Source organism: Bacillus sp. BS98 (genome assembly GCF_008432245.1).
GTDB lineage: Bacteria > Bacillota > Bacilli > Bacillales > Bacillaceae_G > Bacillus_A > Bacillus_A toyonensis.
Genome location: NZ_CP043830.1, coordinates 3,422,601 through 3,435,293, shown reverse-complemented (window position 1 = coordinate 3,435,293; position 12,693 = coordinate 3,422,601). Strand labels below are relative to the sequence as shown.

Here is a 12,693-nt window from a genome sequence, read left to right as displayed (position 1 = left end):
CATGCTGGACACTTTACTAATAAATATCGGTCAATTACTAACAATGGATCAAGAAGATGGCTTGTTAAGACGGGAAGCGATGAACACGCTTCCTGTTATTGAAAACGGTGTGGTTGGAATTGAAAATGGCGTAATCACTTTCGTTGGAACAGCGGAAGAAGCAAAAGGAATACAAGCGAAAGAAGTTATTGATTGCGGCGGTAAAATGGTTTCTCCTGGTCTTGTTGACCCGCATACTCATCTTGTATTTGGTGGATCTCGTGAAAATGAAATCGCGCTAAAATTACAAGGAGTTCCGTACTTAGAAATTTTAGAACAAGGTGGAGGCATTCTTTCGACTGTAAATGCAACGAAACAAGCATCGAAAGAAGAACTTGTTCAAAAAGCGAAATTCCATTTAGACCGTATGCTATCTTTCGGTGTGACAACTGTAGAAGCGAAGAGTGGTTACGGATTAGATGATGAGACGGAATGGAAACAATTAGAGGCAACTGCACAATTACAAAAAGAGCATCCAATCGATTTAGTTTCAACATTTTTAGGTGCCCATGCAGTTCCGAAAGAGTATAAAGGAAGATCAAAAGAATTTTTACAATGGATGCTAGGCCTACTGCCAGAAATGAAAGAGAAGCAATTAGCGGAATTCGTTGATATTTTCTGCGAAACAGGTGTGTTCTCTGTAGAAGAATCAAAAGAGTTTTTATTAAAAGCGAAAGAACTTGGCTTTGACGTGAAAATTCATGCAGATGAAATCGACCCTCTTGGTGGTGCGGAAGCATCAGCTGAAATTGGTGCAGCATCAGCGGACCATTTAGTTGGCGCTTCTGATAAAGGAATTGAAATGCTTGCAAACTCTAATACAGTAGCAACGCTATTACCAGGAACAACTTTCTATTTAAATAAAGAAAGCTTTGCTCGCGGTCGTAAAATGATTGATGAAGGTGTTGCAGTTGCGTTAGCTACAGACTTTAATCCAGGCAGCTGTCCAACTGAAAACATTCAGCTTATTATGAGCATCGCAATGCTCAAACTGAAAATGACACCAGAAGAAGTTTGGAACGCGGTAACAGTTAACTCTTCGTATGCTATTAATCGAGGTGATGTAGCTGGGAAAATTAGAGTTGGTCGCAAGGCAGATTTAGTTTTATGGGATGCTTACAATTTTGCTTACGTACCGTATCATTACGGCGTAAGTCATGTGAATACAGTATGGAAGAATGGTAATATCGCATATACAAGAGGTGAACAATCGTGGGGCACGGCCACTATTTAAAGAAAAATGCAAAGTTTATTGATCGTGAAGTGACGAAATGGAGTGAGATGATTAAAGATTGGGAGGAAGGCGTGGAAATATTCGGTGCTGCCTTAATTGGAGCACCCCTTTCTAAACCATCTATTAGTCATTCAGGAGCAAGTTTTGCTCCAAAAACAATTCGTGCGATGTTAGATGCATATAGCACGTATGCAATTACAGAAGAACACGATATGAAAGAAAGTGTTTTATATGATTGCGGTGATATTACGATGCATGTGACAAATATAAAAGAAAGTCATGACCGAATTGCGAAAACGGTTGGGCATCTAACGAAAGTAAATCCAAACATGATACCAATCGTTCTTGGTGGGGACCATTCGATTAGTTTTCCGAGTATAACAGGATTTGCAAATAGTAAAGGAAAGATCGGTATTATTCAATTTGATGCTCATCATGATTTGCGCAATTTAGATGATGGTGGTCCATCAAATGGTACACCGTTCCGTAGTTTACTAGAAAATGGTGTCATTACAGGAAAACAACTCGTTCAAATTGGAATTCGTAATTTTTCTAATGCACGTGCGTACCATGAATATGCAAAAGAGCACGGTGTGACAGTGTATACAATGAAAGATGTACGAGAGCGAGAAATAAAAGATATTATGACAGAAAGCATTGAAGTATTAAGAAAACAAGGTGTGACTTCTATTTACATTTCTCTTGATATGGATGTACTAGATCAAGCATTCGCGCCAGGTTGTCCAGCAATTGGCCCTGGAGGAATGGATAGCTCAACTTTACTTGATGCGATTGAATTTATTGGCAAAGAACCCCTCGTGCAAGGGATGGATATAGTAGAAATTGATCCAACTCTTGATTTCAGGGATATGACGAGCAGAGTAGCTGCGCAAGTAATTATGAGTTTTCTTTTAGCGCGAGAAACGATTCGTAAGCAAGTTAGTATATAGGTTGGAAATTAAAAATGAATCTTTAGCTATGTCTTATAAAAACACATTACTACTTATATTGTAGTAATGTGTTTTTGTATTGTAAGAGGTTTGTAAAATTAAAATGGGTGCTTATGAAAAAGTTGGAGGAATTGCGGTTTTGTAGTGTTATTTTGTGGATTAATTAAATTGTTTTGAATGAATTGACACGGGAAATAATTTTATGATAAAATAAAAATTTTGCTAAAAAAATGAATATATGTTAAGCTTGAGAAGGTTACCATATATGGAGGTGGATTATTTGTTTCAAATTGGGGATAACATTGTGTATCCAATGCAGGGAGCAGGTATAATTAAAGCCATAGAAGAGAAAGAAATCGCAGGAAAAAAACAACAATATTATGTTATAAAAATGTCGGCTAATAATATGGAAATAATGATTCCTGAAGGGAAAATATTGAATTCAAATATACGACCAGTTACGGATATCACGGCATTAATACACATAATAGATATTTTTCAGCATGGGGAATCAGATAGATTACTTACGTGGAAACAAAGGTATAAAGTGAACACTGATAAAATAAAAACGGGTAAAATGCAAGAAGGTGCTGAAGTTGTGCGTGATTTAATGCGTATACAAAAAGAAAAAGCACTTAATGCAAGCGAAAAGAAAATGTTAGATAACGCACATGAATTTTTGATTAGTGAACTTGGATTAATTGAAGGTATCACAGAAAATCAAATAAAAAGCTTTTGTTAAGGTTCATTACAAATAATGTATTGCATCCCAAAAAAGGTCTTGAATTTTTTGGGAACATAATTATAGGCAATTAATCATTTCAAAGACATTCAACTCTTTCAAACCACTTTTAAAGCATTAACCTCTTTTGTTATTACTACAATCAAATCCATTTTTATTTTAAATTTCTTTTACGAATGTTCGAAGTTTAATTCAATACTTCGATAAAATAGTTACTTGATTTTTGCAATCCTGATTCACACTGGCACGGACGAGGAGCCGTAAGGATGAAAGAGAGGTAGGGCTTTCATTGTTTTAGGTATATGAGTTATTATTTTTAGAAGAATACAGAACCATTTTCACTTCTATTGATAAGGGATTCTTTATGTTAAGGAGATAGACGAATTGATAGCCATATATGGTCAACTAAAAAGGTTTCCTACTAAGGAAACCTTTTTAATTTTATTTAGAGCATTCTATTTTTTTGATATTCGAATGTTTCATGGCAAAGTCGTATAAATTGACGCTACTATTTAAAAGTAAGTATGATGCAATTATAGTAAGAATTTTTTAGGGGGAAGAAAAATGACAAGTTCAAATAATAAAACCGCAAGTATTTATGAAGGAACGAATATAAACGCTGGTGGAACTTTTGAAAACGTTGAAGAAACGAAGTTATTTAATCCGATACAAATTGGGTCTTGGTCTCTTCGTAATCGCATAGCGATGGCACCGATGACGAGATGCTTTGCAGACAGTGAAACGGGTGTAGTTGGTGCTGACGTAGTTGAGTATTATCGCAAGCGTGCTGCTGATAGCATTGGGTTAATTATTACAGAAGGAATTGTCATTAGCCCAAGAGCAAAAGGGAACCCAGGGGTACCAGGTATGTATACACAAGCACAAATAGATTCTTGGAAACCTGTTACGGAAGCAGTACATAAAGAAGGCGGGACTATTATTGCTCAAATATGGCATGTTGGACGTATGAGCCATCACGAAATAATTGGCGGTCAATTACCACAAGCACCGTCAGCAATCGCTGCAGAGGGAAATGTTCCGCGTTTCCGTAAAACGTTTGATACACCAGAAGCAATGACAATAGAAGAAATAAAAGAGGTTATTGGTCAATACGCACAAGCAGCGAAAAATGCGATTGAAGCAGGATTCGATGGTGTAGAGATTCACGGTGCGCACGGATATTTAATAGATCAATTTACTTATGAATTTGCGAATAAGCGAACAGATAAATATGGCGGTGATTTAAAGCAAAGGTTAACATTTATGAAAGAAGTAACTGAGGCTGTAATAGAAGCAGTTGGAGCTGATAAAACACTTCTGCGCTTCTCTGCTTTCAAAGGTGATAATCCTACTTATATGTGGGGAAATCCAGAACTTGCAATTGAAACGTTTGTAAATATGTTCAAAGAAGTTGGATTAACGATGATTCACCCTTCAACGATGAATTATACGCAAGTGATTGCTGATGGCAAAAATTTTCATCAATTAGTAAGAAAATATTGGGATGGCACGATTGTTGGGGTTGGTAATTTAAATCCGAAAGAGGCTGAAGAAGCGTTGCAAGAAGGAACGATTGATGTAGCGGCATTCGGAAGACCATTGATCGCTAATCCAGATTTTGTTCATCGAATTAAACATGCTGAAAGTTTAGTTGAATATGACGCGAAAGAGCATCTTGCTACATTAGTGTGAATAAAGATAAAAGGAGAACATATAAAGTGTTCTCCTTTTATTATGGAATTTCATAGGGGGAAGCGGGATGAGTGAAACGCTACTCGTTATTATTAGTATATTGCTTTTTTTGATGTTGCTTTTAATCGTATTTTTTATTATTACATTTTTTATAAAAAAAAGAACGCATCACTCTATATTAAAACTTCATCCATACTTAGGGAGAATGCGCTATTTACTTGAAAAAATAGGGCCGGAATTTCGGCAATATTGGTTTGATCATGATACGGATGGAAAACCTTTTTCACGTTACGATTTTCAAAGTGTTATGTTTTTAGCGAAATATCGTTCTGAAATACTTGGTTTTGGATCGAAACGAGATTTTGATGCATCGGGCTATTATATTGCGAATACATTGTTTCCAATTTTAACAGATGAATTAAGTGTGAATCTTAGGCAAGAACGTGAGGGGAAAAAATATGTGATTCATAAAGAAGGGTTATTTTCAAGAAGAGAGAAATTGACAGCGGATACAACAAATCTTTGGTTATATGAAGATGACGATGCAATTATAGTCGGTGAAAATCGCAAATACCAATGGGAATTACATGGAATGTTTGGAGCATCAGCGACATCTTACGGTGCGATTGGAGAGAATTATATTTTAGCGAGCGGTTTTGGTGCGAAAATGGCAGGCGGATCGTGGATTAATACTGGAGAAGGTGGCGTAATTCCAGAACATTTACATACAGGTGCGAATATCGTTGCACAAATTGGCCCTGGATTATTTGGATACCGTGATGAGAATGGCAATTTTTCAATGGAGAAATTTATGGAGAAAGCGAAAGAAAGTAATATCAAGGCATTCGAATTAAAATTTGGGCAAGGTGCGAAAATACGTGGTGGTCATCTAGAGGGACAAAAAGTAAATGAGAAAATTGCCTCTGTTCGGAATGTACGAGAAGGAGAGACAATTAATTCGCCGAATCGATTTTCATTTTTAAATAATGCAGTGGATACACTTTCTTTTATTCAGCAGTTGCAAGAAAGTGGTGGTAAACCAGTCGGGATGAAAATTGTAATTGGTCAGCAGGAGCCTTTGGAAGATTTAATAAAAACAATGAAAGAATTAAACATTTATCCAGATTTTATTACAATAGACGGTTCAGAAGGCGGATCAGGGGCAACGTATAAATCGATGGCAGATAGTATGGGACTGCCGCTTATTCCAGCATTACTTACATTTATTGATACAGCGAATCATTATAGTGTCCGTGATAAATTCAAAGTGTTTGCTTCTGGGAAGTTAATAACACCGGATAAGGTGGCAATTGCTTTAGCAATTGGAGCGGATGCTGTAAATTCAGCCCGCGGATTTATGATGGCGAGCGGCTGTATTATGGCGCTTCAATGTAATTCCGGACAGTGTCCATCTGGGGTTGCAACGACGAATCCGCACTACCAAAAAGCGTTAGATCCGTATGAGAAGAAATGGCGAGTGATGAATTACATTATTAGTATGAGATATAGTCTGTTTTCATTAGCGGCAGCAGCGGGGGTGAAAAGCCCGCGCCATTTAACGAGGGAGCATATTATATTTAAGGATGAAAGAGGAGGAATTGTACCGCTGTCAGAATTGTTCCCTATAGTAAATAGGAGATAAAATATATGTGTTAAAAGTCATACATTTGTATGACTTTTTTATTCGATAATAAAGTTAATCAAGAGAACAATAATTTAAATAAGGAACAGATTGACAATGAAAAATAAGTAACTTATAATAAATCTTGAGTTCGAGATAAATCGTATTCTAAATAAAGACTTATTATGATTATAAATCGAACAAATATATTTTTGTGAATTATCTCGAATTCGAGATAATTCCAGTGAATCGAATGTTAATGTGTAATTTTAAAGTGTTTATCTCGGATTCGAGATAAAATTATAATAGCGGATTTTACTTTGCAGTATCGACAAAATGAATAATGAATTTGAATGTAAAACAAATTTTTATAATGAAATAAAAAAGGAGTGGCAGAAATGGAAAAGAAAACAATGGGGATTCATCATATTACAGCAATTGTAGGGCACCCACAAGAAAATGTAGACTTTTATGCTGGTGTATTAGGATTACGTTTAGTGAAACAAACAGTGAATTTTGATGATCCAGGTACATACCATCTTTATTTTGGTAATGAAGGAGGAAAACCTGGAACAATTATTACGTTTTTCCCATGGGCAGGTGCTCGCCAAGGAATTATTGGAGACGGTCAAGTAGGCATTACTTCATATGTCGTACCAAAAGGTGCAATGGAGTTTTGGGAAAGTAGACTAGAAAAGTTTGATGTTTCATATACAAAGATGACTCGATTTGGGGAGCAATATTTAGAATTTGATGATCCACATGGTTTGCATATAGAATTAGTTGAAAGAGAAGAAGGCGAATTAAATAATTGGACTTTTGGAGAAGTTACGCCAGAAGTAGCAATTAAAGGATTTGGCGGTGCTGTTCTTTTATCTGCACAACCTCAAAAAACAGCTGAATTGTTAGAACACGTTATGGGTCTTGAGAAAATTGGAGAAGAGGGTGAATTTGTCCGATTCCGTTCTTCTGCTGATATTGGAAATATTATTGATTTAAAATTATCAACAATTGGACGCGGTCAGATGGGCGTTGGTACAGTTCATCATATTGCTTGGAGAGCGAGCGACGATGCTGATCAACTAGATTGGAGAGAACATGTATCTCGCTTTGGGTACGGTGTAACTCCTGTACAAGATCGAAATTATTTTAATGCAATTTATTTTAGAGAACACGGTGAAATTTTATTTGAAATTGCAACAGATCCTCCTGGTTTTGCTCATGACGAATCGTTAGAGACGATGGGTGAGGAATTAAAGTTACCGGAGCGATATGAACCAAATAGAAAACAGATTGAACAAACACTTTTACCATTTGAAGTGAGAAATTTAGATTAAAGTAATTGAAAGGGGAAAAGGATTATGATGAAACATGTTTTTCAAAAAGGAAAAGATACTTCAAAACCAGTGTTGTTATTACTTCATGGTACGGGCGGTAATGAACTAGATTTATTACCACTTGCAGAAATAATTGATCCGGGAGCTTCGGTATTAAGTGTTCGTGGAAATGTATTAGAGAATGGGATGCCACGTTTCTTCCGTAGATTAGCAGAAGGTATTTTTGATGAAGAAGATTTAATTTTCCGTACGAAGGAGTTAAATGAATTTTTAAACGAAGCGGCAAAAACATATGAATTTGATAGAAATAACATTATAGCTATCGGTTATTCAAATGGAGCGAACATTGCAGCGAGCTTATTATTCCATTATGAAGATGCGTTAAAAGCTGCTGTTCTTCATCATCCAATGGTGCCTAGAAGAGGAATCCAATTGCCTAATTTAGCAGAAACAGCGGTATTTATCGCAGCTGGGACAAATGATCCAATTTGTGCGCCTTCTGAGTCAGAAGAATTGAAGACGTTATTAGAAAATGCAAACGCTAATGTAACAATGCATTGGGAAAATAGAGGGCATCAATTAACAATGGGTGAAGTAGAAAAAGCAAAAGAATGGTATGACAATACAGTATTATAGAAGGAAATAAAAAAGAAGCATTTGCTAATCGTTAGCAGATGCTTCTTTTTTATTTAAGACTGGATTGCAAGATGGGATGAAGAAAGTGGTAATTGAATATCAACGATGGTACCTTTGTTTAGTTCACTTGAAATGTGTAATTTACCATGGTGCTCTTCAATTATTTTGTAACACATCATGAGTCCTAGGCCGGTACCTTTTTCTTTTAAACTATAAAACGGTTCACCTAAACGTGATATACGATCTTCTGGAATGCCACAGCCTTCGTCAATTATACGAATTACGATGAAATTATTGTCTAACGATTTGATTTGAATGAAAATATTACCGCCATTTGGCATCGCTTCTATTGCGTTTTTTAATATGTTAATAAAAACTTGTTTTAATTGATTACCGTCGCATTGAATGTCATGTTTATGGTTAAAATGATCCATAATAATATGGACGCTATGCATGATGGCAGTCGGTAAAAGAAATGTGACTACCTCTTCAATTAAAGTTTGTATGTTGTAAGTTTGAACGGATAAAACTTGAGGTTTAGACATCGCCATAAATTGACTCGTAATGGATTCCATTTGTGATATTTCACTTAGCATAACATCTACATACCATTTATTCTCCTCATTTATTTCAGGAAGTAGCAATGTTAAAAAACCTTTTAGAGAAGTGAGTGGATTTCGAATTTCATGGGCAATTCCAGCTGTCAGTTGTCCAACTACGGCGAGCTTTTCTGATTTCCGTAATAATTTTTCAGTCTCTTTTAGCTCGGTAACGTCCCTTCCCATCACGATAAGGCCTTTACGGGAACCGTCAGGATGATAAAGAGGGACTTTTGATATACTTAAGATGAGGTCGAAATCATCTCTGTGTATAATAAATTCCTCCCCGTGAAGAATTTGTCTTTGTTGCCATGCTAGTTCATCTACTTCTTCACAGTGTAAAAAAGCTTCTCGGTACGCTGCATTATATTGAATGAGTTCACTGTCCTTTTTCCCGTGATAAGGTACATGATGGAAATTAAAGCAGGAAAGTGCATAGTCATTTGCTTCAAGCCAGCGACCTTCATGATCTTTAAATATAACAAACGCAGGCATTGCATTCATTAATGTACGTAATCTTTTCTCGCTTTCTTGTAACATTTTTTCGATTCTTTCTGATTTTTCAAGAGGTTTCATAATCGCATAGACACCTGTTAGACGATGTTGGACAAAAATAGGAACTAGTTTTGTTACGACGTCTAATAAATAGCCCTCTTTATGATAAATAGATAGGATATACTCTTGCTGATTGTCTGCTTCGGTATTCTTTATATACTGTAATACTTGCTCAGAAATATGAGCTTCTAAAATAGAGATAATGTTTTTCCGTTCTAATTCTAAAGAAGTGTAGCCTAGTATTCTTTCTGCAGAAGGATTGATATGTAGAATAGTTCCCTCTAAATTCAATGAAATAATACTATCAGGATTATGTTCGAACAGAGATGCGTACATTTCTGCTAAAGAACGATCTTGTATATGGTTTCGCAAACGTCCAGAAATGTTCGGATGACGTTTTCTTAGAGTTGATGAATATTTTTTACGACTCATAATATTTCCTCCGTACAACTAGCATCTAAAAGATTTGTCTAATAATAACTATAATATAGATGTAATGTGTATTTCTATAAAAAATGGAAGTTACAGAAAAAAATTTGTTTTCTTTATTTTTTGCAAAAGGAATATAAGGTGGTAATAAGGGAAGCTTATATTGTTTTATAAAGTTTTTGTAAGTTACAGGGGTGTGTTTTCTTTATAATATTAGAATAGAAGAGGGGGAGAGAAAATGAAAAGTTTTATTCAAGGAATCGATCATGTACAAGTAGCTGCACCTGTAGGGTGTGAAGAAGAGGCACGTGCATTTTATGGTAAAAAAATTGGTATGGAAGAAATTCCAAAGCCAGAAGAGTTAAAAAAACGAGGTGGATGTTGGTTTAAGTGTGGGAATCAAGAAATCCATATTGGTGTGGAACAGAATTTTACACCAGCTAAAAAGGCACATCCAGCTTTTTATGTGACTCAAATTAATGAATTTAAGCAAATGCTTATAGAACAAGGGATTGAAGTGATTGATGATCATGCCCGGCCAGATGTGATTAGATTTTATGTGTCTGATCCATTTGGAAATAGAATTGAATTTATGCAAAATAAAGACTAGGTGGCTTCCCACCTAGTCTTTAACCTCTTCTGAAAAGCCCTAATACTTCTACAGTTTCTGTAATATTAACGAACGCATGCGGATCAATTTCAGAAATTGTTAGTTTCATACTTGCTAATTCTTCACGAGAAACGACTGTCATAAGTACACGTTTTTTCTCGCTTGAATAAGCACCTTCTCCATCAAGTAATGTAATACCACGTACAACAGTTGAAAGAAGCTGTTTTTTCATTTTTTCCGCTTCATTTGTTACAATCATAAGTGTAACTTTACGATGTTTCGTATGAACAGCATCAATTACTTTACCAGTTACATAAATTGAAAGTAAACTTGTAAGTGCAACATCCCAAGTGAAGAAGAATCCTGCAATTACTACAACGACTGCATTTAAAACAATAAGGAATCCACCAAGTTTAATGTCACGCTTACGAGATAACAACATACCGATAATATCAAATCCACCAGTGGATCCATTACAATTAAAAACAAGACCAATACCAGCTCCGGCAATAACACCTCCGAAGATAGATGATAAAAGTGGATCTGTTGCTACGATTTTTACTGGAACGTAGTATAATGCAACAGATAATACAATTACAGAGATAACTGTGTTAAAAATTACTTTTTTTCCAAGACCTATGTATCCTAAAATAAGGATAGGTAAGTTTAATACGAAGTTAATAATACCTGTGTTTACAGGAGTTACAATCCCTAAAATAATAGCAATTCCGCCAATTCCACTACTTAAAATTTTGTGGGGGATAAGGAAAAGATTAAAGGCAATCGCAATAATAAAAGAACCAATAATAACACCGAGAAATCTGATCATCTTTTTCCCGTCCTTCACTAAAAAATTCATATTATTTCAAGATTATATATGATATTGAAAGTTTTGGGTAAAAACAGTTTATTTCGGAAAATTAGATTAATCGAAACAATTTGATTGTTTTGTAATTTGAAAGGGGATACAGAAATGAGGATAACGACTTATCAACAAAAAAGCCCGTTGAAGCAAGAGTGTGAGGATTCTTATTTTTGTAATGAAGACAAAAATATTTATGGTGTATGTGATGGTGCAACACCGCTCGTTCCGTTTCGTGACGAAAAGGAACATAATGGAGCATACATCGCTTCACATTTATTTGCAAGACATTTTACTTCATTACGGGAAAATCTTAGTTTACAAGTCGCAGTTGCAAGAGCAAATGAGTTATTGCAGAACAAGATGCTAGAATATAAGGTTGATACGAGAAAAAAAGAGCATTTGTGGTGTACATGTATTGCAGCAGTTCAAATAAATGGTGAGAAAATTGAATATGCGCAGTTAGGGGACTGTATGATCGTTGCAATTCTTCAAAATGGAACGATGCAAGTAGTAACGAAAGACACAGTTAAAGGAATTAGTAAACGAGCTAAAAAGAAGAGAGAAGAAGATCGTAAAAAAGGTTTATTTGTGCCAGAAGAACATGTTTTTCAAGATGTTCGAGAACAGTTAAAATACAATCGTTATCTTGCAAATATGGAGGGCGGGTATTCCGTTGCAAACGGAATGAAAGAAGCCATCCATTATTTACAACACGGTGAATTACATATAGATGAAGTGAGTGGGATTTTTATTTGTTCAGATGGGTTATTTCATCCAGATTGGTCACTCGAACAAACTGTTGCATATATAAGAAAGAATAGTATAAACGAATACGTAGCAATCATTGAAGAGTTAGAAGGGAAAAAGAGAATAAGGCCAGATGATAAGACAATTATTATGATCGATTTTTAAGAGGAGGAAGTTCATATGGAAATTAAATGTGTAAATTTAATATTTCAAGATGAGTTAGTTCCTTTAGGGAAAGTAAATAAACTTATTATTCACCATACGTCAGAAGATGGATGGGATGTGTATAAAACACATGAATTTCACCAAACTGTAAGAGGGTGGAGCGGGATTGGTTACAATTATTTTATTGAAGAGGACGGAACGGTAATTGAAGGAAGAGGGTTACATATTGGAGCACATGCGAAAGACAATAATCGAGATACAATTGGAATATGTATGACGGGTAATTTTGATAAGTATGATCCAACTACTGCACAAATGAATGCATTATATTCTTTATGTAAAATGTTTATGAAACAGTTTGCTATAAAGAAGGAAAATATACTAGGTCATAGGGAGCTAGTAGGAGTAACAAAAAGTTGTCCTGGAAATCGTTTTTCTATGGTAGAGTTAAGAAAAATAGTATCTTAAATAT

12 protein-coding genes are annotated in these 12,693 nt (G+C 35.4%); 10 read left to right on the top strand and 2 right to left on the bottom strand.

The window, feature by feature from the left end:
* Position 1 precedes the first annotated feature (1 nt).
* From hutI to F0362_RS17700, 7 genes are all read left to right on the top strand, one after another.
* Positions 2-1,273, top strand: a complete 1,272-nt coding sequence (gene hutI / locus F0362_RS17730) for an imidazolonepropionase (protein ID WP_149889912.1) — start codon at positions 2-4, stop codon at positions 1,271-1,273.
* Entirely contained in the window at positions 1,252-2,223 is a 972-nt protein-coding gene (hutG, locus tag F0362_RS17725; RefSeq protein ID WP_149889911.1) for a formimidoylglutamase, read from the top strand. Before hutI ends, hutG begins: the two co-directional genes overlap by 22 nt.
* A gap of 280 nt (positions 2,224-2,503) precedes the next feature.
* Complete coding sequence (locus F0362_RS17720; RefSeq protein ID WP_000486323.1) at positions 2,504-2,965, top strand: CarD family transcriptional regulator; 462 nt, start codon at positions 2,504-2,506, stop codon at positions 2,963-2,965.
* 564 nt (positions 2,966-3,529) lie between these two features.
* The gene (locus F0362_RS17715; RefSeq protein ID WP_000204426.1) at positions 3,530-4,657 is read left to right on the top strand and encodes an alkene reductase; all 1,128 of its coding nucleotides are present in this window, start codon (positions 3,530-3,532) and stop codon (positions 4,655-4,657) included.
* A 67-nt stretch (positions 4,658-4,724) separates the two neighbouring features.
* Positions 4,725-6,299 (top strand): FMN-binding glutamate synthase family protein, encoded by a 1,575-nt coding sequence (locus F0362_RS17710; protein WP_000005149.1) that lies wholly within the window; start codon positions 4,725-4,727, stop codon positions 6,297-6,299.
* Positions 6,300-6,676: 377 nt separating this feature from the next.
* Entirely contained in the window at positions 6,677-7,615 is a 939-nt protein-coding gene (locus F0362_RS17705; protein WP_000412734.1) for a ring-cleaving dioxygenase, read from the top strand.
* Between the two features lie 24 nt (positions 7,616-7,639).
* Positions 7,640-8,251, top strand: coding sequence for an alpha/beta hydrolase (locus F0362_RS17700; RefSeq protein WP_000975464.1), 612 nt, complete (start codon positions 7,640-7,642; stop codon positions 8,249-8,251).
* A gap of 53 nt (positions 8,252-8,304) precedes the next feature.
* Here the strand turns inward: F0362_RS17700 and F0362_RS17695 are convergent, their stop codons facing one another.
* A complete protein-coding gene (locus F0362_RS17695; RefSeq protein WP_000087665.1) occupies positions 8,305-9,837 on the bottom strand; it encodes a BA3702 family sensor histidine kinase in 1,533 nt (510 codons plus the stop codon).
* Positions 9,838-10,072: 235 nt separating this feature from the next.
* Between F0362_RS17695 and F0362_RS17690 the strand changes: the two genes are divergently transcribed.
* A complete protein-coding gene (locus F0362_RS17690; RefSeq protein WP_000834553.1) occupies positions 10,073-10,444 on the top strand; it encodes a VOC family protein in 372 nt (123 codons plus the stop codon).
* Between the two features lie 19 nt (positions 10,445-10,463).
* Here F0362_RS17690 and F0362_RS17685 read toward each other — a convergent pair whose 3' ends face one another.
* Positions 10,464-11,273: a YitT family protein gene (locus tag F0362_RS17685; protein WP_000617799.1), complete on the bottom strand. Its 810-nt coding sequence runs from the start codon at positions 11,271-11,273 to the stop codon at positions 10,464-10,466.
* A 144-nt stretch (positions 11,274-11,417) separates the two neighbouring features.
* Between F0362_RS17685 and F0362_RS17680 the strand changes: the two genes are divergently transcribed.
* Complete coding sequence (locus F0362_RS17680) at positions 11,418-12,221, top strand: protein phosphatase 2C domain-containing protein (protein WP_001223366.1); 804 nt, start codon at positions 11,418-11,420, stop codon at positions 12,219-12,221.
* Between the two features lie 15 nt (positions 12,222-12,236).
* A complete protein-coding gene (locus tag F0362_RS17675; protein WP_000402959.1) occupies positions 12,237-12,689 on the top strand; it encodes a peptidoglycan recognition protein family protein in 453 nt (150 codons plus the stop codon).
* The last annotated feature ends 4 nt before the right edge of the window (positions 12,690-12,693 follow it).

Excerpts from the sequence above, each read along its gene's own strand:
- hutI (WP_149889912.1), top strand. The coding sequence starts at position 2 with ATGCTGGACACTTTACTAATAAATATCGGTCAATTACTAACAATGGAT.
- F0362_RS17700 (WP_000975464.1), top strand. The coding sequence starts at position 7,640 with ATGATGAAACATGTTTTTCAAAAAGGAAAAGATACTTCAAAACCAGTG.
- F0362_RS17705 (WP_000412734.1), top strand. The coding sequence starts at position 6,677 with ATGGAAAAGAAAACAATGGGGATTCATCATATTACAGCAATTGTAGGG.
- F0362_RS17690 (WP_000834553.1), top strand. The coding sequence starts at position 10,073 with ATGAAAAGTTTTATTCAAGGAATCGATCATGTACAAGTAGCTGCACCT.
- F0362_RS17695 (WP_000087665.1), bottom strand. The coding sequence starts at position 9,837 with ATGAGTCGTAAAAAATATTCATCAACTCTAAGAAAACGTCATCCGAAC.
- F0362_RS17715 (WP_000204426.1), top strand. The coding sequence starts at position 3,530 with ATGACAAGTTCAAATAATAAAACCGCAAGTATTTATGAAGGAACGAAT.
- F0362_RS17685 (WP_000617799.1), bottom strand. The coding sequence starts at position 11,273 with ATGATCAGATTTCTCGGTGTTATTATTGGTTCTTTTATTATTGCGATT.
- F0362_RS17710 (WP_000005149.1), top strand. The coding sequence starts at position 4,725 with ATGAGTGAAACGCTACTCGTTATTATTAGTATATTGCTTTTTTTGATG.
- F0362_RS17675 (WP_000402959.1), top strand. The coding sequence starts at position 12,237 with ATGGAAATTAAATGTGTAAATTTAATATTTCAAGATGAGTTAGTTCCT.
- F0362_RS17680 (WP_001223366.1), top strand. The coding sequence starts at position 11,418 with ATGAGGATAACGACTTATCAACAAAAAAGCCCGTTGAAGCAAGAGTGT.